The 20,639-nt window shown below is 72.4% G+C and carries 14 protein-coding genes and 1 pseudogene; 8 read left to right on the top strand and 7 right to left on the bottom strand.

What is annotated here, in order from left to right; genetic code table 11:
* The first annotated feature begins 64 nt into the window (after nucleotides 1-64).
* From JOD46_RS02365 to JOD46_RS02375, 3 genes are all read left to right on the top strand, one after another.
* Entirely contained in the window at nucleotides 65-748 is a 684-nt protein-coding gene (locus tag JOD46_RS02365; protein WP_204391379.1) for a pyridoxamine 5'-phosphate oxidase family protein, read from the top strand.
* Nucleotides 749-1,345: 597 nt separating this feature from the next.
* Entirely contained in the window at nucleotides 1,346-1,546 is a 201-nt protein-coding gene (locus JOD46_RS02370) for a hypothetical protein (RefSeq protein ID WP_204391380.1), read from the top strand.
* Between the two features lie 77 nt (nucleotides 1,547-1,623).
* A complete protein-coding gene (locus tag JOD46_RS02375; protein WP_204391381.1) occupies nucleotides 1,624-4,584 on the top strand; it encodes a helix-turn-helix transcriptional regulator in 2,961 nt (986 codons plus the stop codon).
* A 314-nt stretch (nucleotides 4,585-4,898) separates the two neighbouring features.
* On the opposite strand, the gene JOD46_RS02380 is transcribed toward JOD46_RS02375, so the two are convergent.
* Together JOD46_RS02380 and JOD46_RS02385 are read right to left on the bottom strand one after the other, a co-directional pair.
* Nucleotides 4,899-6,203 (bottom strand): hypothetical protein, encoded by a 1,305-nt coding sequence (locus JOD46_RS02380; protein WP_204391382.1) that lies wholly within the window; start codon nucleotides 6,201-6,203, stop codon nucleotides 4,899-4,901.
* 7 nt (nucleotides 6,204-6,210) lie between these two features.
* Nucleotides 6,211-7,842: a metallopeptidase domain-containing protein gene (locus tag JOD46_RS02385; RefSeq protein WP_204391383.1), complete on the bottom strand. Its 1,632-nt coding sequence runs from the start codon at nucleotides 7,840-7,842 to the stop codon at nucleotides 6,211-6,213.
* A gap of 251 nt (nucleotides 7,843-8,093) precedes the next feature.
* Here JOD46_RS02385 and JOD46_RS02390 point away from each other — a divergent pair.
* Together JOD46_RS02390 and JOD46_RS02395 are read left to right on the top strand one after the other, a co-directional pair.
* Nucleotides 8,094-8,537, top strand: a pseudogene (locus tag JOD46_RS02390) (glutathione peroxidase); the annotation flags it as partial.
* A 172-nt stretch (nucleotides 8,538-8,709) separates the two neighbouring features.
* The gene (locus JOD46_RS02395) at nucleotides 8,710-9,117 is read left to right on the top strand and encodes a hypothetical protein (protein ID WP_204391384.1); all 408 of its coding nucleotides are present in this window, start codon (nucleotides 8,710-8,712) and stop codon (nucleotides 9,115-9,117) included.
* 76 nt (nucleotides 9,118-9,193) lie between these two features.
* Here the strand turns inward: JOD46_RS02395 and JOD46_RS02400 are convergent, their stop codons facing one another.
* A complete protein-coding gene (locus JOD46_RS02400) occupies nucleotides 9,194-10,801 on the bottom strand; it encodes an MFS transporter (protein WP_204391386.1) in 1,608 nt (535 codons plus the stop codon).
* 73 nt (nucleotides 10,802-10,874) lie between these two features.
* Here JOD46_RS02400 and JOD46_RS02405 point away from each other — a divergent pair, with 73 nt between their 5' ends.
* Nucleotides 10,875-11,354 carry a MarR family winged helix-turn-helix transcriptional regulator gene (locus JOD46_RS02405; RefSeq protein ID WP_204391388.1) on the top strand — a complete coding sequence of 160 codons (480 nt, stop codon included), beginning with the start codon at nucleotides 10,875-10,877 and terminating at the stop codon, nucleotides 11,352-11,354.
* Nucleotides 11,355-11,391: 37 nt separating this feature from the next.
* Here JOD46_RS02405 and JOD46_RS02410 read toward each other — a convergent pair whose 3' ends face one another.
* Both JOD46_RS02410 and JOD46_RS02415 read right to left on the bottom strand, forming a co-directional pair.
* The gene (locus tag JOD46_RS02410) at nucleotides 11,392-12,927 is read right to left on the bottom strand and encodes a leucyl aminopeptidase (protein ID WP_204391390.1); all 1,536 of its coding nucleotides are present in this window, start codon (nucleotides 12,925-12,927) and stop codon (nucleotides 11,392-11,394) included.
* Entirely contained in the window at nucleotides 12,924-14,621 is a 1,698-nt protein-coding gene (locus tag JOD46_RS02415; RefSeq protein ID WP_204391392.1) for an MFS transporter, read from the bottom strand. Before JOD46_RS02415 ends, JOD46_RS02410 begins: the two co-directional genes overlap by 4 nt.
* A 130-nt stretch (nucleotides 14,622-14,751) precedes the next feature.
* On the opposite strand from JOD46_RS02415, the gene JOD46_RS02420 reads away from it, so the two are divergent.
* Complete coding sequence (locus tag JOD46_RS02420) at nucleotides 14,752-16,311, top strand: SLC13 family permease (RefSeq protein WP_204391394.1); 1,560 nt, start codon at nucleotides 14,752-14,754, stop codon at nucleotides 16,309-16,311.
* Between the two features lie 22 nt (nucleotides 16,312-16,333).
* On the top strand, nucleotides 16,334-16,867 hold the full coding sequence (locus JOD46_RS02425) for a DedA family protein (protein ID WP_204391395.1): 534 nt from the start codon (nucleotides 16,334-16,336) through the stop codon (nucleotides 16,865-16,867).
* On the opposite strand, the gene JOD46_RS02430 is transcribed toward JOD46_RS02425, so the two are convergent.
* Nucleotides 16,855-17,952: a DUF998 domain-containing protein gene (locus JOD46_RS02430; protein ID WP_204391396.1), complete on the bottom strand. Its 1,098-nt coding sequence runs from the start codon at nucleotides 17,950-17,952 to the stop codon at nucleotides 16,855-16,857. The genes JOD46_RS02425 and JOD46_RS02430 overlap by 13 nt on opposite strands.
* A gap of 4 nt (nucleotides 17,953-17,956) precedes the next feature.
* The gene (locus JOD46_RS02435) at nucleotides 17,957-20,611 is read right to left on the bottom strand and encodes an ATP-binding protein (RefSeq protein ID WP_204391397.1); all 2,655 of its coding nucleotides are present in this window, start codon (nucleotides 20,609-20,611) and stop codon (nucleotides 17,957-17,959) included.
* Nucleotides 20,612-20,639 lie beyond the last annotated feature (28 nt).

The following is a 20,639-nucleotide window of genomic DNA, read 5'->3' on the forward strand; positions in this document are numbered from 1 at the left end:
GGACTGCTGGGATGCGCGAGAACTGGTCTTCTCACCCTACCAGCGGGCGAGACAGGCTGTCAGCATGACCTCGACCATGCCCGCCGCCCCCGCCCGTCGCATCCGCCGCCTGCCCGACCGGCAGACCACCGACCGCTTCGCGCTGCACGAGCTGCTCGACTCCGAGCTCGTCGGCCACCTCGCGGTGGCGGTCGACGGCGTCCCGGTCGTCGTGCCGATGGGGTACGCGCGCGTGGACGGCCACGTGGTGGTGCACGGCTCGACGGGCGGCGGATTCGCCCTGCGCGCGGCATCCGCTCGGCTGCCGGTCGCCTTCTCGGTGACCGCCCTCGACGGACTGGTCTACGCGCGGTCGCTCTTCGACAGCTCGATGAACTACCGCAGCGCCACCATCCAGGGCGTCCTCGAGCCGGTGCCGGCCGACGAGACGGATGACGCGCTGCTCGCGCTCTCGGAACGGCTCATGCCCGGCCGCACCGCCGAGGTCCGCGGCATGCGCCGCAAGGAGGTCGCCGCCACGCGCGTGCTGCGCCTCGCACTCGACGACGTGGTCATGAAGCAGCGCTCCGGCGGACCGTCCGAGGAGCCCGACGACGGCGAGGACCACACGAACTGGGCCGGCGTCGTCCCGCTCGAACGCCGCTGGGGCACGCCCGTGCCCTCAGGGCTGACCCCTGAGGGCACGCCCGTCCCGGATTCGGTGATCGCGCTGACGACGCGATCGCCGCGCTCCGACATCCTCGGATGATGAAAGGAGGTGCGTGATGTTCGCCACCATGCTCGTGATCGGCCTGATCGCCGGATGGGCGATCGCCGCGACGCTCGTCGAGCTGCGTCAGGACGGCTTCCGCCGGACCCCGACGCGCGTCGCCTGAGGTCCTCGAGCGACCGAACCTCGCGCACCCGCGCCCCCGAACCCGCCCTGCACGTCCGCGTGCCGCGGAACATCCGCGCCGCGGCGGAACGTCCGCGCGCCGCGGACCGGCGGACACGATGATCTCCCGATCCGCCGCGGGTGCGCCGGCGAGCCCGCTCGCCACATCGACCAGACCGCACGACGACCAGACAAGGAAAGGAGGTGCGCGATGTTCGCCACCATGCTCGTGCTCGGCCTCATCTCGGTGTGGGCCACCGCCGCCGCGGTGATCCAGTTCCGTCGCGACGGCTACCGCCGCACGCCGACCCTCGCCCGCTGAGGCCGGACCGACCCGGACCTCCGCATCCCGCCCCGGCCGCCTCAGGTCCCCTCGCCGCCTCGGGCGACGAGGAATACGCACATCGCCCGATGAGCGCGCGGTGCCTTAGGGAGCATCGTCGGATCATCGCCCCGGACCAGGAGGACACCATGCAGCACTCAGCCGGCTTCATCGCCCTGCGGATGCTCGACGCCGACGTGCAGCGCGCCGAGCACGAGCTGGCGGTCCGCCGTGCCGCCGCCGAGCGCGCCCGGCTCGAGGAGGAGCGCCTCGCGGCCGCCGGCTCGAGCACCACGCGTGTGGCGCGCCGCCGTCGCGGACTCGGCCACGCGCCCCAGTTCGCGCGGTGAGCGCCGAACGCGTCGACGACCGGCGCCGGACGGAATCGTCCGGCGCCGGTGTCGTCCGTCCGTGGGACGATGTTCCGGTGACCAGCTCCTCGACGAGCCCCACCATGATCGGCCGCGACACCGAATCCGCCTGGCTCGACGGCCTGCTCGACGGCGTGCGCGCCGGCGCGCCCGCGACCGCGGTGATCGGCGGCGAGGCGGGCATCGGCAAGAGCCGGCTGGTCCGCGAGTTCGCCGCCGGTCTCGGCCCCGACGTCCGATTCGTGCTCGGCCAGTGCGTCGACCTCGGCGAGGTCGCGGCGCCGTACGCACCCGTCAAGGGGGCGCTGCGCGCGCTCGTCGCGCAGGTCGGCGCCGAGCGGGCGCTCGAGGCCGTCGGCCCCGGGCGGGCGGCGCTCGTCGCGCTGCTGCCCGAGCTCGCGGCATCCGAGGGCGGCGTCGCGGGCGAGATCGTGATCACCCCGGGCGGCGCCGGCAGCGGCCAGCTGCACGAGGCGATCGCCGTGCTGCTCGAGACCCTCTCCCGCGAGGAGCCGATCGTGCTCGTCATGGAGGACCTGCACTGGGTCGATGCGGCCACGCTCGCCCTCCTGCGCTTCCTGCTGCGATCGCTGGGGTCGAGCCGGGTGCTGCTGCTCCTCACGTACCGCACCGACGATGTCACCCGCGGGCACCCGCTGCGGGGCTTCCTCAGCGAGGCCGAGCGCGACCGCTGGGTCGAGCGCCGCGAGCTGTCGCGTCTCTCGCACGACCAGGTGCGCGATCTCGTCCGCTCGCTCATCGTCGACGAGTCGCCGAACGACCAGGTGCTCGACACCGTCTTCGTCCGCAGCGACGGGGTGCCGTTCTTCGTCGAGGAGCTCGTGGGCATCGACGGATGCCGCGACGAGGGCTTCGTGCCCGACACGCTGCGCGACCTGCTGCTCGCGCGGTACGAGCGCCTGCCCGAGCCCGCGCAAGAACTGCTGCGGCTGCTCTCCACGGGCGGGGTGCGCGTCTCGCACGCGCTGCTCTCCGCCGTGTACCGGGGCGACGAGGCGGCGCTCGACGCCGCCGCGCGCGAGAGCGTGCGCTTCGGCGTGATCGAGGTCGACGGCGACGACTACGCGTTCCGGCACGCGCTCGTGCGCGAGGCGATCCTCGCCGACCTGCTCCCCGGCGAGCGGGCCCGGTTCCATGCGCGGTACGCCGAGGCGTACGAGGCGCAGGCCGCGGCCGGCCGGCGTCGTCTCGCCGCCGAGATCTCCTACCACTGGCTCGGCGCGCACGATCCGATCCGCGCGTTCCCCGCGACCATCCAGGCCATGCGCGAGGCGCGCGCGGCGGTCGCGTACGCGTCGGCTGCGCAGCTCGGCGAACGTGCGCTCGAGCTGTGGGAGAGCGTGCCCGACGCCGAGCGCATCTCCGGGATGAGCAAGATCGAGCTCATGTCGCGCACGGCCTCCCATCTCCGGCACGCCGGCGAGGGCGAACGCAGTCTCGCGATGGTCAAGGCCGCGCTCGCCGAATGCCCGCGCGACGACGAGCAGTACCCTCGGCTGCTGCGTGACAAGGCCCTGTACCTCGCCGGTGTCGGCCGGGGCGGGTCGATCCCGATCCTCGAGGAGGCGCTCGAGGCGATCGCCGCCGACGACGACGCCGACGACCTCCGCGTCACCGTGCTCACCGCCCTCGCCGGCCGGCTCATGATCGAGGCGCGCCTCGACGAGGCCGTCCGCATCGCCGACGAGGCGTTCGAGCTCGCCCAGCGCATCGACTTCCCGCGGTACGCGTCGGTCGCCATGAACATCTCGGCGGTCAGCCGCGCGGCGCGCGGCGAGGTCGAGCGCGCGCTCGTCGACATCGAGCGCTCGCGCGAGCTGGCCCAGGGCGAGGGGTCCGCGCTGCTGCGCTACTGGGTCAACGCCTCCGACCTCCGCAACCTCGTCGGCGACTACCACGAGGCCGTGCGCCTCGCCGAGGAGGGCCTCGAGCGCGCCCGGAAGCAGGGCGTCGAACGCAGCTCGGGAGTCATCCTCGCGTCGAACGCGGTCGACCCCCTCCTCGCGCTCGGCCAGTGGGAGCGGGCCGATGCGCTCATCGAGCGCGGGCTCGCCCTCGACCCCCCGGCGCCCTTCCGCGTCTACCTGCAGCGCGCGAAGCTGTGGGCCCTCGTCTGGCGCGGCGACGCCGAGCGCGCGGCCGAGCTGCTCCGGGGGTATCGCTCGACCATGACGCCGATCATGGCCGTCGAGATGCAGACCCGGCTCGGCGTGAGTCGGGTCGCGGTCGAGATCGCCCTCGCGACGGGCGACGTCGCTCAGGCCTGGCGCGACGGGCGCGCGGTCCTCCATGAAGAGCGGCTCCCGCTCGCCGGGTACGCCGAGCCGCTGCTGTGGGCGCTCTCGCGGGTCATCGCCGCGGTGCGGGCCGATCCGGCACGGGTGTCCGAGGCCGAAGCAGCCGAGATCATCGCGGCCGAGCCCGAACTGCGCGATGTGCTCGATCGGCTCGCGTTCTGGCCCACGCACCTGCTCTGGGCGGCGTTCGTCGAGGCCGAGTTGCAGGGCACGGATGCCGCGTGGCGCGCGGCCGTCGACGCGGCCTCCGCCGACACGGCGCCCGGGTTCCTGCTCCCGTACGCGCAGCTGCGACTGGGCGAGGCGCTCCTCGCCGACGGCGATCGCGCGGGCGCGCGCGACGCGCTGCAGTCCGCCTTCGCCGGGGCGGTCGCCGGCGGGGTGACCGCGGTGCAGACCCGCGCCGCGCGCGTGGCGATGCAGGCCGGCATCGGGCTCGAGGGCGCCACGTCGGGCGACGTCTCGCGCGGCACCGCGGGCGTCGCGGGCGCCGACGACCCCGCCGACGCGGTCTCCGAGCTCACGGCGCGCGAGCGCCAGGTGCTCGAGCTCATCGCGGAGGGCCTCAGCAACCGCCAGATCGGCGAGCGGCTCTACATCAGCGGCAAGACCGCGAGCGTGCACGTCTCCGCGATCCTCCGCAAGCTCGGCGCGTCGAGCCGCACTGAGGCGGTGTTCCTGGCCCGCGTCGCCCGCTGAACGCGCCGTCGGGCCGGCGGCCGCCTCCGGACGCGCAACGCGGCGTGCCCCTGCGCGAAGGCCTCGATGGCCGCCCAGGCCCAGGCCACTTCGTCGAGCGATGAGCATCGATCGCACCTGACTTCTGGGTCCTGTTGAGTCATCGGTGTGCACGCACGCAACCCCGCCAACGTGGAGCGGCTTCTCGAAGCGATCGAGCGGGCTCCGAGGTCCTCGGCATCGTCACGCTGACCGATGTCGTTCGGCGGGTCCTCGCGGTGGAAGGCGACCTGCCCGAGAACCGCTGACCGGTTCCGTCCGGGCGTCGAGTCCGATCACCGTACGTCGACGACGTCGCAGCCGAGGAACGCGACGGTGCCGCCCGAGCCGTCCGCGAACCGGCCGAACACGCAGGCCTCGGCGTCGGTCGGCAGCAGCGAATCGCGCCTCGGCGCGAAGTGGAGCATCGCGTCAAGATCGCCGTCGCCCTTCTTCGGCTCCACGACATCCGTCGGGTGGAGCCGACCGTGCGACTCGCCCACGCCGATTCCCGACAGGAGCGCGGTCTCGGAGCCGAACTGCACCGTCGATACGACGATCTTCGTCGCATCGAACGCGTACGGCAGTCCGTACTCTCCCGCACCCGTCGTGAGCACGCCGACCGGCAGGTCGCCACCGTTGAGCCTCACGGGGTTCCGGGTCGACCCCGGCTGCACGTCGATCTTCACCGGGATGGCGCAGTCGACCGAGAAGGTCTCCTCGAGCGCGTCGTTCGCGGCCTCGGCGTCGACGACGGTCGCGAGTTCCGGCGCGATCTCGGTGCGGAACGTCACGTCGTGCGTTCCGGGCTCGGTGCACTCGATCTCGTAGTCCGCATCCAGGTCGCGCGGCGACCCCACGGCGAGCCCGGCGACATCCGTCACCGTCGGGTCCGAGGGCACCACGCTGAGTCCCGGATCCGCGGTCACCGACCGGGTCGCCTCGGCGTCCACCGGCCCATCCGGACCGAGGTTCTCGACCGTGCTCGAGACCGACACGGCTGCGGTGTCGCCGACGACCGTGAAAAGCGGCCCGGATGCCGAGACCGCGGTCACTGCGAGGTCGGCTTCGAGGCAGTCCGGGTCGTCGGGATTCGCGACGCAGAAGTCGCGGATGGGCCCGGTCAGGTCGACGTCGAGGACCTCCTCGTCGAGTGCCACGTCCACGACTCGCATGCCGGCGAGCTCCGGGCTGAACGGCACGATGAAACTGCCCGATCCGCTTTCCTGAACCTCGAGCCGCTCGGTGTCGCCGAAGGTGAACACCCACAGCGGACTCCACGCGTTCAGGGTGTCGATGACGCCGCCGTCGCCGTCCTCGAGGACGAGATGCATGATCGGGGGATCGCCGACGTGGGAATGCGCGCGCTCGATCGAGACGGCGGCATCCGCCACCGTCGCCTCCGTGCGCGACGCGAAGTCGGCGCGGACCACGACCGACTTCGCCGGATCGGACGCCCCGTCGACGAAGGTCGGCAGCGGCGCGGTGGCGGGATCGTCAGCCGGGTCGGACTGCGCGGCGTACGGGATAGCCACCGCCGCCAGCACCAGGGATCCCGCAGCGAGGCCGGTCAGGGTGATCGTGATGGGTCGCATCGTCATCGCCTCCTCAGCACGCGGCCGCTCGGCACTGGCCGAAGATGTAGTCGAACCTGCGGAGATCGGCGCCCTGAGCTGCCGCGTTGTCGACCATGATGTCGTTCGACACGGGATCGGAGATGGTCCAGTCGGTGTCGAAGAACCAGAAGCCGTCCTCCTCGAACTCCTGGCAGGATGCCGCGGTCCGCCCGTCGGTGAAGGCCCCGATGTCGTCGGCGCAGTCCTCCGGCTCCTCGTACACGTTCGGCGCGACGTCCTGCTGGAAGTATCCGCCGTCGCAGGTGGAGCTCATCGAGCCCGGGCGCTGGTCGCAGTACTCGTCGGCGAGGCCGAAGGGCTGGTGCCCGGTCTCGTGGGTCACGACCTGGAACGCGTCGCCGCGATAGGTCGTGTCGAGGGTGCTCGAGAAGATCCGAGCGCCGCGCAAGGCGCAATCGCGTTGCGACTTGCGATGCAGGATCGCCCCGGAATCCACCCAGCCGAAGCTCTCGTCCCATCGCGCGGGCAGGGTGTGGTCGCAGTCGCCGTCGTTCGCGTCGTCGGCCTTCGCCTGGTTCAGCACGATCCAGAAGTTGAAGCCGTCCTGGTTCTCGAGGAACGGATCGAAGCCGTAGTACGAGGTCGCGATCACCGAGGCGACGTCCGCGATGAAGGCGGCGTTCTCGGGTGCCGAGCCGGAGAACGGGTAGGTGTCGCTGTCGGCGATGAACATGATGTCGAGTCGGCTCGAACTCGGACCCGTGTAGACGACCGGGAAGTCCACGGTGCCCGGATCGCCCTCGGTGGCGAGCCGCCACCCGCTGAAGATCTCCGTGCCGGTCTTCGTGAGACCGCACCCGTAGCCGAAGCGGTTGTCGTCCGAGGCGTCGCCCGTCGCCACGAAGGTGGTCGTCGCGGTCGTCACGCTCGAGGTGTCGACGACGCGTGTGCGGGTTGCGACATCCGTCGTGTCCTGCTGCACCCAGATCTCGAGGTCGTCGGCGAACATCGGCGCGAGCGCTCCATCGAGCGCTTCCGCCGTGATCGTGACGGTGTCGCCGGCCTGGGGCCAGGCCGGGGTGTGCGTGCAGCGGATGCGCAGGCCCGGCGCGCTCGGGGGCGGTTGCACCTCGACCTTCATCGTCAGCGCAACGCGGTCGGAATCGGTGCCCGAGAACACCCCGCTCGCACCGCATGCGATGGTCTGGCCGTCGAGCTGCGCCTCGCACGGGGCGATGGTCGCGAACCCGGCAACGGCCGCGCCGGCGGATTGCGAGGCGTCGAACAGGTCGTCGTCGAAGCAGAATCCGCCGTCCTCCTCCCAGACCTCGACGCTGATCGGGATCTGCCCGGCGGGTGAGAGCGTCGCGGCATCGACGGTCCGCGAGAACTCCCAGTCCGGGGTGATCTCCGCATTCCCCTCCAGGTCGTCCTGCGACGGCGTGTCCTCGTTGTTGTAGGCCTGACCGGCGATGTTCAGCTTCACGTACCAGTCCGGATCCCCGCAGCCGTCGTCGCCGCCCAGGAGCTTGATCCGCTGGATGGTCACCGCGACCTGGACGTCCGGTGCTGCGAACGCCGGTGCCGCCCAGGTGACGGCGAAGATCGGTGCGGCCAGGACCACGACGGCGACCGGCGCGATGAGTGCGCGAATACCTCGCATGGTGCTCCCCCAAGCACGATGCCGATGCCCGACCATCGGCGCGACCTCTTGCGCTCACAGGCCTACTCCGACCGGACCGGGGTCGTGACCCTCGAATGGGGTGATTCGGTGAAGGCGACTCGACGATCCGGACCCGCGCACGTGACCACGGAGCTGGCCGGGGGTTCCGCCGTGGCATCCCGAGCGCATTTCCAGTCTCCGCGAATACCGTGGACGGCGTGACGACGCTCGAGGAGATCCCGTTCCAGACCATGACCGGTGAGACCCGCACGCTCGGCGACTGGGCCGGGCAGGTGCGACTGGTCGTGAACGTCGCCTCGCGCTGCGGCCTCAGCCCGCAGTACGCGAAGCTCGAGGAGCTCCAGCGCACGTACGGCGACCGTGGCTTCACCGTGCTCGGCTTCCCGAGCAACCAGTTCCTCCAGGAGCTCTCGACGAACGAGGCGATCAGCGAGTACTGCTCGACCACGTGGGGCATCACGTTCCCGATCCTCGACAGGGTGCGCGTCAACGGCCGGAAGGCGGCGCCTCTGTACACCGAACTGAAGCGGGCCCGCGACGGCGCCGGACTGGCCGGACCGGTCGTGTGGAACTTCGAGAAGTTCCTCGTGCTCCCGGACGGCGACGTGCTGCGCTTCCGCCCGAACGTCGAACCCGACGACCCGGCGATCGTGTCGGCGATCGAGGCGGCGCTGCGCGGGCACGGCGACGGCCGGGCGCGGGCCGAGGGCGACCGACCCGTGGCCGAGCGCCCCGAGGACGACCGAGCCGGCGACGCCGTCGCCTGAGCCCTCGCGGGCCGATGGTCCCGCCGCAGGGCGGCTGACGGCGGGATGCTGGCGGTGATCGCTCGGAGAGGAGCCGCCCGTGCGAACTCGTCGCATCATCGCCATCGTCCTGGCCTTCGTCTCGCTGCCCGCGGTCGTGCTCGGCCTGATCGACCCGCTCGAGGGCGGCATCGCCTTGCTCGTCGGCATCGCGCTCATCGGGGCGGTGTGGGCGCTCTCGCGGGTCGCACCGCCGAAGCTGCTCTGGATCTCGCTCGTCGCCACCGTGGCCCTCGGGGCGATCACGCTCGGACTCGCCATGGTGTCCGGGCCGGAGACGGAGGCGGGAACCGTCGGCAATCCCGTGCTGGACCAGCCGCTCGTGTCGCTGCTGTGGCTGTGGCGCGCGGGCATCGTGGTCGTCCTGGCCGGCGGGATCGTGTACCTCGTGCGGCTCTTCCGTTCCCTCCGCGAGCCCGCGGACGCGGCCACGGAGCGCGTCCCATGAGCGCGGCGCCGTCGGGGAGCCCGACCCCGTCGGCGCCGCCCGGCCGCAGCGGTTCGTCGCTCGGAGTCGCCGGGGTCTAGTCCCGGCGCTCGCCCTCGCTCGCGATCGGCGCCTCGGGCGCGGCGGCAGGCGCGGCATCCTCCTCGCGCCGGCCCGAGCCGAGGCCGAGCGTCGCGAGCAGGCCGAGGCCCAGGAAGCCCGCGGCCGCATAGGCGGAGTACGCGGTCGCGGTGCTGAGCGACTCGCGCGCGGCGTCGGCGGCCTCGGGGCTCTGCTGCTCGATGGCCGGGATGGCGGCGCCGGCGGAGTCGACCACGGCCGAGACGACCTGGTCGGCGCCGGGCGCATCGCCGAGCTGCGTGCGCAGGTCGGCCTCGAGCGTGGAGAACAGCAGGGTGCCGAGGATCGCGATGCCGAGCGCCGAGCCGAGCTGGCGGGAGGTGCTCTGCGTTCCGGATGCCTCGCCCGAGCGTGCCACGGGCACCTCGCGCAGCACGACGTTGGTCAGCTGGGCGGTCGCGAGCCCGACGCCGAAGCCGTAGACGAACAGCCCGATGACGATCGCCCACCATGGCGTGTCGACCGAGATGACGAGGCCGGTGATGACGAGGCCGACGATCTCGGCGACGAGGCCCGCGCGCACGATGGTCACGGGCGCGAACCGCGCGATGGTCGCGCTCGCGAAGCCGCTCGCGACGAAGGAGCCGCCCGCGAGCGCGACGAGCACCCAGCCCGTCTGCAGCGCGGTGTAGCCGAGCGCGTTCTGCAGCCACAGCGGCAGGGCGAGGATGATGCCGAACTCGCCGAGCGACACGATCGCGGCGGCGATGTTGCCGTTGCGGAAGGAGCGGATGCCGAACAGGTCGGGCGAGAGCAGCACGGGCCTGCCGGCCCGGGTGCGCGTGATCGCGCGGACGACGAAGAGGGCCACGAACGCGATGCCGATCGCGAAGGCGAAGGGGATGGGGGAGATCTCGTACGGCCAGGTCCAGTCGCCGATCGACGGCGCCTCCTCGGTGAACCACCATCCGTAGGTGCGGCCCTCGATGAGCGCGAACACGATCGAGCCCGAGGCGATCACCGAGATGAGCGCGCCGGCCCAGTCGATGGGCTGCGGCCGCTCGGCGCGCGACTCGGCGACGAAGACGAGGACGCCGATCACGATGAGGATGCCGAGCGGCACGTTGATGCCGAACGCCCAGCGCCACGAGAACTCGGTGGTCAGCCATCCGCCGAGCAGCGGGCCCACGGCGGCCATGCCGCCGATGGTGGAGCCCCAGATCGCGAAGGCGATGCCGCGCTCGCGTCCGCGGAAGGTCGCATTGATGAGCGACAGCGTCGTGGGCAGGATGGCTGCGCCGCCGAGGCCCTGCACGAGTCGCGCGGCGATGAGCGCGGTGCCCGAGTCGGCGAACGCGGCGACGACGCTCGATGCGGCGAACACCACGACGCCCGTCAGGAGGACCGCACGGCGCCCGTACCGGTCGGCGAGCGCGCCGAAGAGCAGGAGGAACGCTGCGAAGACGAGCGTGTAGCTCTCCTGGACCCACTGCACCTGGGTCGACGTGATGCCGAGGTCGTCGACGATGGCGGGGATCGCGACGTTCACGATCGTGCTGTCGACGATGATCAGCGCGACGGCCACGCTGATGACGACCAGGCCGGCCCACCGTTCGCGTTTCATACGTTTCGCCTTTCGAAATAAACTGACGGCAGCAGTGAACCACATCGGGAGGCGAGTTGCCAAGATGGAGGGTATGCCCGAAGCGAACGCCCAGCGAGCGGTCGGCTACGACGAGCTGACCGCCCTGCACCAGCGCCTCGCGACCCAGAACCGCCGGATCGCCGACGCCTTCGCGCGCTCAGAGCAGCTCTCCGAGCGCGAGCTCGAGGCGCTCGTGGCGGTCATGCAGGCCGAGCAGCGCGGCGAACCCCTGACCGCCGGAGCGCTCGGCCGCGCGGTCCGGTTGCGGCCCGCCGCCACGACCGCGCTCATCGACAAGCTCGAGCAGGCCGGGCACCTCGAGCGCCGGCGCGCCGAGGCCGACCGGCGTTCGGTCACGCTGCACTACAGCCCGCAGGCCCGCGCGGTCGCCGTGCAGTTCTTCTCGCCGCTCGGCGACCTCTCGCGGTCGGTCTTCCACGAGTTCGACAACGCCGAGCGCCAGGTCATCCTGCGCTACCTCAGGCGCATGACCGACGCGATGGAGGCGCACGCCCGCAGCCTCGAGCCGTGACCGACGGATCCGACGCGACCTCGACCGGCGGCTGCGCTCACGAGACGGGCGTGAACCCCCGCGCCACCTCGGCGAGCAGGCGGGCGCCGTAGCCCGTCGCCCCCTTCGAGCGCCACGCGTCGTCGCCGTCGGACTGCATGGTGCCCGCGATGTCGAGGTGGGCCCACGGGGTGTCGCCGACGAACTCCGCGAGGAAGAGCGCCGCGGTCGTCGCGCCGGCGTCCGCACCGCCCAGGTTGGAGATGTCGGCGACGTCGGAGTCGAGCTGCCTGCGGTACTTCCGCTCGAGCGGGAACTGCCACGCGGGCTCGTCGACCGCGAGCGAGGCGTCGCGCACCCGGTCGACGAGGGGCTGGCTCGTGCCGAGCAGCACCGACGTGCGCGAGCCGAGGGCCCGAAGGGCGGCGCCGGTGAGCGTGGCGATGTCGATGATCGCATCGACGCCCTCCTCGGTCGCGAGCACGAGGCCGTCCATCATGACGAGGCGGCCCTCGGCGTCGGTGTTCTTGACCTCCACGGTCTTCCCGCCGCGCGCGGTGAGCACGTCGCCGAGCTTGTACGCCGAGCCCGACGGCATGTTGTCGGTGCACATGAGCCAGCCCGACACCCGCGCCGTCGTGCCGAGGTCGCGGAGCGCCGTGAACGCGCCGAGCACCGCCGCCGCGCCGCCCATGTCCATTTTCATGAGCAGGTGCATGGGGTCGCTCGGCTTCAGGCTGATGCCGCCCGAGTCGTACATGATGCCCTTGCCGACGACGCCCAGGTGCCCGGTCGGCTCGCCGTCGGGCGTGTAGCGCAGCACGATCATGCGCGGTTCCTCGGCGCTGCCGGCGTTGACGCCGAGCAGGCCGCCGCAGCCGAGCTCGATGAGCTGCTGCCGGTCGAACGACTCGACGTGGAAGCCGAACCGCCCGCCGAGCATCTCGGCGACCTCGGCCATGTCGGTGGCGGTGAGGTGGCTCGGGGGCGTGTTCGCCAGGTCGCGGGCGATCGCCGTGGCGCGCGCCGTCACGAGGCCGGTCGCGATGCCGGCGGATGCCGCGGCGAGGTCGGCGCCGTCGATGCGGAACTCGACCCGGGCGAGCCGGGCCTCGCGCGGCTCGGACTTCAGGGCGTCGTACCGGTAGCGCCCGAGCAGCACGCCCTCGGTGAGGACCCGTCCGACCGCGTCGGCATCGACCGATCCGAGCCCCGGCACCCGGAGGCCGACGCGCGCGGCCTTCGGCACCGCGCGGACGAACGCGGCGGCGGCGTCGCGGAGTGCGGCATCCGTGACCTCGTCGGCCGGACCGCCGCCCACGACGATGATGAGCGCATTCCCCGCCTGGGGGATCAGCAGGGTCTGCCCCGCCTTCGACTCGAAGCCCGCGCGCGCGAGCGCGTCGCGGTCGAGCCCGATCCCCTCGGGCAGCGCGCCCTCGTCGTGCACGATCACGCCGATCGCATCGAGCCCGGCGCCGCCGGAACCGCCGCCGAACTCGTCGACGGCGACGACCTCGACCGCGTCGAGGGCGGCCAGCGAGGGCGCCGGCGAGAACTCGTCGGGGATGAGCGTGTTCGGGCTGCGGGTCACGGCTGTGCCTCCAGGCGGTCGGGATCGACGACCTCGTCGATCGGGTCGTCGTCGTCGGGTTCGAGCTTCGCGGGCAGCTCGCCCTGGCGGTAGTTCGGCATGCGGAGCGCGGGCACGATCGCGAGCAGCGACAGCAGCGCCAGGCCGAGCAGCGAGATCTGCAGCGCCCGCAGCCGGGCCTCCTCGTTGATCTCGATCGCCGCGGCGACCTCCGCGTCGCTGGCCGAGGTACCCGCGAGCACCTCCTCCAACTGCGCGTTGGTGAGGAAGTCCGCGTCGTCGAAGTTGACCTCGCTGATGAGCTGGTCGCCGATCTCGGGGTGCTCGACTGCGGCCGTCGCGAGCGATGAGGCGAGGATGCCGACCGCGAACGCCGTGGCGACGGCGATGCCGACCGAACCCGACAGGTTGTGGACGAGCCCGCGCCACGCGCCGACGTCGCCCGCGAGCTGCTTGGGCGCCGCCGAGAGCAGCGTGTTGAACACGAGCGCGACGATGGAGCCCTGTCCGAGACCGAGCAGGATCAGGCCGATCACGACGAACGCCTGCCCCCAGTCGCCGCGCACCGTGAAGGCGAGCAGCGTCAGCGCGGCGGCGACCACCACGAACCCCGCGGCGCCGAGCACACGCGGCGTGAAGCGCCCGTAGAGCATCGCGATGAAGGTCGACGACAGGAAGATCGACAGCGTATAGGGGATGATCGAGAACGACGTCTCGATGCCCGAGAGTCCCTGCACGACCTGCATGTACAGCGGGATCAGGAAGTTCGCGGCCGTGCCGACGAACAGCATCGTCGCCATGCACGCGGTGACCGCCCGCTCGGCGCCGGTCGCGAGCACGCGCAGGTCGAAGATCCGGGGCTCGCCCGCCGCCCCGCGCCGCCGCAGCCAGAGGAAGAACACCTGGCCGACGACGAGGCCGAGCACGATGAGGATCGGCGCGGGCGAGATGCCGAGCACCTCGAACGGCGCCTGCGCGGTCGCGTTCCAGATACCCCAGCTGTTCAGGCCCGAGAACCCGAAGCTCAGCAGGATGATCGACGCCGCAGCGAGCAGGGCGCCCGTCCAGTCGATCGTGAGGCCCGGCTGGGCCGGCACGCGCTGCAGCCGGAAGCTGAGCAGCAGGTTCACGACGCCGAGCGCGACCATGAGCCAGAACGACCAGCGCCATCCGATCGTCGTCGCGAACTGGCCGGCGATGAGGAGTGCGAGCACGCCGGCGGCGGGGATCGCCGCGGCGAGCAGCCCGATCGCGCGCGCCTGCTGCGCGCCGTGGTAGTTCGTCGCGATGAAGACGGTGAGCGCGGGCGCGATGAGCGCGATCACCGCACCCGACGAGGCCTGCGCGATGAACAGCACCGCGGGCGTGGGCGCGAGCGCGACGCCCGCCATCGCGGCCGCGTGGATCGCCACGGCGACCTGGAAGACCAGCCGCGTGCCGAACCGCGCCCCGATCTTCGCCCCGAGCAGGATGAACGCCGCCATCGAGAACGTCCCGGCCGTGATCGCGATGCCGACCGACGACGCGGCGGTGTCGAGGTCGGTCGTGATGCCCGCCATCGACACGGTCAGCGCGTTCACCGCGAACGACGCCTGGATCTGGGTGAGCACGACGACGATGAGCGGGAGCCACGAGGCCGGGGCCGCGGCATCCGGCTGCTGCGTCGTACCGGCCGACTGCGGGCTGGAACTCATGTGCACCCCCGGGAACCGGCCCGGCGCGGGGAGCCGGGCATCGATCCGACAGTATCCCGCCGGGCGGCCCGGCGATAGAGCACCGAACGGGGGGCGTGGCGTACGGATGCCGCGGGGCTACCCTGTGGCAATGGACCCCGTGGCGACCACGCTCGTCATCCTCGCGCTCGCAGTGGTCGCCTTCCTGTCGAATCGGGTTCCGCTCGGGGTCGTGGCGATCGGGGTGTCGGTCGCGTTGTGGGCGACCGGCGTGCTCGATCTCGGGCAGGCGCTCGCCGGCTTCGGCGACCCCACGGTCCTGTTCATCGCGACGCTCTTCGTGGTCGGCGAGGCGCTCGATGCGACCGGCGTGACCGCGTGGGCCGGGCAGCAGCTCATCGGGCGCGCGGGCACCCGGCGCACGCCGCTGTTGGTGGTCGTGTGCGTGCTCGTGGCCGCCGTCACCGCGCTGATCAGCGTGAACGGCGCGGTCGCGGCGCTCCTGCCCGTCGTGGTCGTCGTCGCCGCGCGCGCCGGGATCCCGCCGTCGCAGATGCTCATGCCGCTGGCCTTCTCGGCGCATGCCGGATCCCTCCTCGCCCTCACCGGCACGCCCGTCAACATCATCGTGAGCGAGGCCGCAGCCGATGCCGGCGCGCGCCCCTTCGGGTTCTTCGAGTTCGGCCTCGTGGGCGTGCCGCTGCTGATCGGCACCATCCTCGTCATCGCGGTGTTCGGGCGCCGGCTGCTCCCGGAACGCGCTCCGACGATGCTCCCGCAGGACCTCGCGACCCGCGCCCGCACGCTGCGCGAGCAGTACGCGGTGCCCGAGGGCACCGAGCTCATCGGCGTGCGACGCGGGGTGGCCGAGGTGGTCGTCGCGCCGCGCTCGGAGCTCATCGGGCAGCACCTCTTCCCCGGGATGGCGACGCCGAGCGGCGACCTGGTCGTGCTCGCGGTGCATCGCGGCGGGGAGGAGCTCCGCGGCGCCGACGCGACCCTCCGCGCGGGCGACACCCTGCTGCTCTCCGGCCCGTGGGAGTTGCTCGAGCGCAACACCGAGGGCGACGACGTGCTCGTGGTCGATCGCCCGTCCGACGTCCGCCGGTCGGTGCCCCTCGGTGTCGGAGCGAAGCGTGCCATCGCAGTGCTCGCCGTGATGGTCGTGTTGCTCGCCACGGGCATCGTGCCGCCCGCGATCGCGGGGCTGCTCGCGGCATCCGCCCTGGTGCTCATGCGCGTGGTCACGCCCACGCGCGCGTACCGCAGCGTGTCCTGGACCACGGTGGTGCTCGTGGCCGGGATGATCCCGCTCTCGACCGCGTTCGTGCAGACGGGCGCGGCCGAGCTCATCGCCTCGGGCCTGCTCGACGTGGTCGGCGATGCGTCGCCGCACGTGGCGCTGCTCGCGATCTGCGTGCTCACCATGGTGCTCGGCCAGCTGATCTCGAACACCGCGACCGTGCTCATCGTCGCGCCGATCGCGGTCGTGGTCGCGGGCGACCTCGGCGTCTCGGTGCTGCCGTTCATGATGGCGCTGTCGGTCTCGGGCGCTGCGTCGTTCCTGACGCCGGTCGCGACCCCGGCGAACACCATGGTGCTCGAGCCGGGGGGCTACCGGTTCGGGGACTACTGGAAGCTCGGGTTGCCGCTGCTCGTGCTGTTCCTCGTGGTGGCCGTGCTCTACGTGCCTCTCGTCTGGCCGTTCTGATCCGCGGCTAGACTCGCGCCTGGTGGAGATCTTCGAGGGCTGGCCGCTCCCGGCCGCGATCGCGGTGCTGTTCGTGATCGTGCTGCTGCGCGCCGGCGGAACCTATGCGCTCGGCCGCGGTTCGCGCGCCGGCGTCAAGCGCCTGCTCGAGCGCCGGGGCCGGATGGCGCCGCAGCTCGCCCGTGCGGAGGCCGTCATCGAGCGCTTCGGCTCGCCGGTCGTCGCACTGTCCTTCCTCACCGTCGGCTTCCAGACCGCGGTGAACCTCGCCGCCGGCGTGCTGCGGATGCCGCTCGCGAAGTACATCCCCGCGCTCCTCGTGGGCGGGGCGATGTGGGCCACGCTGTACGGCGTGCTCGGGCTGGCCACGGTCAACGCCATCCTGCAGGCGGCCGAGCGCAACCCGGTCGCGGCGGTCCTCAGCGTGCTGGGCGTCGCCGTGCTCCTGGGGCTGATCGAGTTCGCCACGCGCCGGGCCCGGGCCTTCGCCGCCGCGCAGACGGATGCGACGGAGCCGCGCCTGCCCGACGAGGCCGACGCCGGTCAGACCGAGTAGCCGCCGTCCGAGACGTCGTCGCGCTCGGCCAGCGCGTTGACGAAGCGGATGAACACCGAGATCCACCCGAAGATCGTCGCGAACGCGAGCAGCTCGAACGCCGTCAGGTTGTAGTACCCGACCGGCTCGAACAGCAGCGCGCCGCCGAGCAGGAGCACCGCGCCGCCCGCGCAGAACCAGAAGAAGCGGGCCGGCATGCCCTTCAGCGTCCATGGCGAGGTGACCAGCAGCGCGAGGAAGGACAGCGACATCCCGATCGCGCACGAGTTGTGCAGCGCGATGCTCACGTTCAGCGGGAACAGCCCGACGCCCGCGAGCATGACGCCCATCACGATGAACACGACTGAGATGAATCGCGGCGCCCACGCGTGCGCGAGCACGCCCTGGCGCACGAGGGTCGTCAGGTCGCGATGGACGTAGATCGCGAAGGTCGTCACGAAGCCGCCCGCGACGATGAGCGCGAGGTTGAAGAGGCTGCTCGAGAAGTCGTCGGCCGTGCCGAGCTGGCTGAAGTGGTACTCCCACCACTGCGGGTCCTGGGCGGTCGCCATGCTCGCGAGGGTGGCCGACGCCATGAAGAACACCAGGAGCGTCGCCAGCCGGTTCGTCGTGATCGACGACACGGACAGGTAGATCCAGTACCCGGACAGCCCAGCGGATGCCGCGGTCGCGCCGGTCGCGGTGAGGCCGTCGACCACGAGCCCCTCGAAGCTGCGTTGCAGCATCGCGAACGTCACGACTGCGAGGATCGCGGCGATGATGGCGTGCACGGCCGAGACCGTCACCACGTCGACGATCGCCTTCCACGCCCGGAGGCCGCGCCGCCACTCCTGCCCGGGCAGGTTGCGCGACCGCCAGTAGCCCGCGGCGGCCAGGCCGAGCCCGCTCACGCCGATGCTGATCGCGGCGAACGCGCCGACGGACCATCCGCCCCACAACGGCCAGACCTGGCCGAACGTGATCAGCGCGGTGATGATGCCGGCGATGGCGGCCACGATGCCGCCGCCGGCGAGGGCCTCGGTCTCGACGGCGAGCCGTCGGCGGGTGGATGCGGGGGCGGCCGACGCGGCCGATGGGGCGGTCATGGCGTCATGGTAGGAACCCGGCGGGGCGAGGGTCGGGACGCGGGTCCGGCGTGGCGTCGCCCGGGGCGGAGGGACCGAGCGCGAGGTCGAGGGCCGCCGGACGCGGCATCCGCCGACCGCGTGCGCGCGCCGCCTGGAACTCCCCGGCCCGGTCGGAGGCGAGCAGCTCCGCCACGAACCGCTGGTAGGTGATGTACGACTGCTGCTCGGACAGCCCCGTGCGGGCCCGCGCCGTCTCCGCGGCTCCCAGCAGCAGGCCGGCGCGTCCGATGTCGCCGACCGCCGCGGCCGTCCCGGCGAGGCCCTCGAGCGCGTAGGCGACCCCGTCCTCGCTGCCGAGCAGGATGGCGAGCTCGAGGTTGCGGGCGAACAGGTCCGGCCGCGGTTCCCCGAGCGCCAGCCGCGCCCACCCCGCCTGGGTCAGCGTCACGCCCTCCCCGTAGAGGTCCTCGGCGCGGATCGTCTCGTCGAGCGCGGCGTCGAACAGCTCCAGCGCGCCGGCGTAGTCGCCGCGGAGGAACCGCACGCGCCCGAGCGCGCTCTGGAACAGGGCGCTGAAGGTCGGGTCCTCCCAGGTCGCGGGCAGCTCGAGCGTCGCACGCTGCATCGCCTCCGCGCGATCGAGGTCGGGCGGCGAGCTCGACATGTACGCCAGCGACAGGATGGTGCGCGCGAAGGCCTCGCTGAAGTCGTCGCCGCACGCGTGGAACAGCTCGACGCTGCGGTGCATCTCGGCCGTGTCGATCTCGGTGTCGGCCTGCCACAGCGAGACGAAGGTCGACAGCGCGATCGCGATGGCACGCGTGCGATCCGACAGGGGGACGACAGTGGCCAGGACGTCCTCCATCCACGACTTCGCCTCGGGCAGGAGGTTGCGGATCCACCAGTAGAGCAGGAGCCGCCAGACGGCGTCGGCGACGGGGTCGACGTCGCCGATCGAGATGAGGTGTCGGTACCCGGCCCGCAGGTTGTCCCGCTCCGCCTCCAGCCGGATGACGGTCGCGAGCTGCGTCGGACCGCGCAGGAGCGGTTCCATCCGGGCCGCGAGCCGCACGTAGTGCTCGGCGTGCGCGCGGCGTACGGCCGCGGCATCCGGTTCCAGCTCGAAGCGTGCCGCCGCGACCTCGCGCACCGAGCCGAGCATGGAGTACAGGGGCACGCCCGCATCGCCGTGCTGGCGCAGCAGGCTGCTGTCGACGAGCACGAGCAGGGTCGCGAGGAGGTCGTCGGCCCACGGGCTGCCGGCCGTCACCGCCTCGGCCGCGTCGAGGCTGAAGTCGCCCGCGAACACGCCGAGCCGCACGAGGAGCGCCGCCGGCTCGGGCGCGAGGAGGTCGATGCTCCACTGGATCGTCGCGCGCATGGTGCGCTGGCGCTCGGGCACGTCGCGCGCCGCGTTCACGAGCATCGGGAGCATGCGATCGAGCTTGTCGAGCATCGTCGCGGGCGTCAGGGCGCGGATGCAGGCCGCGACCAGCTCGATCGCGAGCGGCACGCCCTCGAGCGCCCGGCAGATCCCCGCGACCGCCTCGGCGTTCTCGGACGTCACCTCGAAGCGCGGGTCGGCCTCACGCGCGCGGTCTCGGAACAGGCGCACGGACGCCGCCTCGAGGACCGACTCCGCCGTCGCCGGGCCCGCGTCGGCGGGAAGTCCGAGCGGCTCGACGTCGAACACCTGCTCGCCGCGGATGCGCAGCCGCGCCCGGCTGGTCACGAGGAAGCTCGCGTCGGGGAGGTCGGTCAGCAGCGAGGTGAGCATGGGCGCGGCGTCGAGGACCTGCTCGAAGTTGTCGAGCACGATGAGGTCGCGCCGACCCGCCCGGGCGACGCCGATGCGTTCCGAGAGCGGGCCGTCGCGGCCGTCGCGCACCCCGAGCTCGCGCGCGATGGCGGGCAGCACATCGTCGGGATCGGTGAGGTGCTCGAGCAGCACGAAGGTCACCCGGTCGAAGCGGTCCTGCGCCAGGCGGGCGACCTCGATGGCGAGCCGGCTCTTCCCGATGCCGCCGGGTCCGGCGAGCGTGACGAGCCGACGCGCGTCCTCGCCGAGCCATCTCAGCAGGGTCGAGACCTCCTCGTCGCGGCCGACCGCCTCGGCGTAGGGCGCGGGCAGGCGTGCGGGCTCGGCCTCGTCGGCGGGGGAGCGGCCCGCGGCGCCGGCCGGTGCCGTCCGGGAGGCGTCGAAGCGCTCGGCCAGCAGCGTCGCGAGGTCGGCCTCGACGAGCTCGGCCAGTTCCTCGGCAGTCGAGAACGACTTGTACGAGGCGGTGTCGTCGTCGCGGATGCGGGCGAGGAGCGCCGAGAGCCGCTCGTCGGGCTCGGCGGGCTGCTTCAGGTAGATGAGCTTGGGCATCTCGGCCGCGGCCAGGCGGTACTCGTCCTCGAGGCCGGAGACCTCTTCGCCGGGGGCGACCCAGCCGTACTGCTGCCAGTAGATCCCGACGAACACGTCGCTCTGCTCGAGGTAGGCGCGGTAGAGCTCGCGAGGCGGATGCGGCCGCGCGCCGAGCTCGAACATCACCGGCGCCAGTCGCAGGTCCTCGACGGCCCCGCGCACGGCTCGCCGTTCGCCCTCCAGCTCGCGGAGCGTGGAACTGACGAAGACGCGCAGGCGCTGGTCGGGCGTTCGGATGGCGCGGCCCGACGAGGCGCCGGTCACCTCGGCGCCTCCGTCCCCCGGGCGCATC

This window comes from Agromyces aurantiacus, assembly GCF_016907355.1.
Lineage (GTDB): Bacteria > Actinomycetota > Actinomycetes > Actinomycetales > Microbacteriaceae > Agromyces > Agromyces aurantiacus.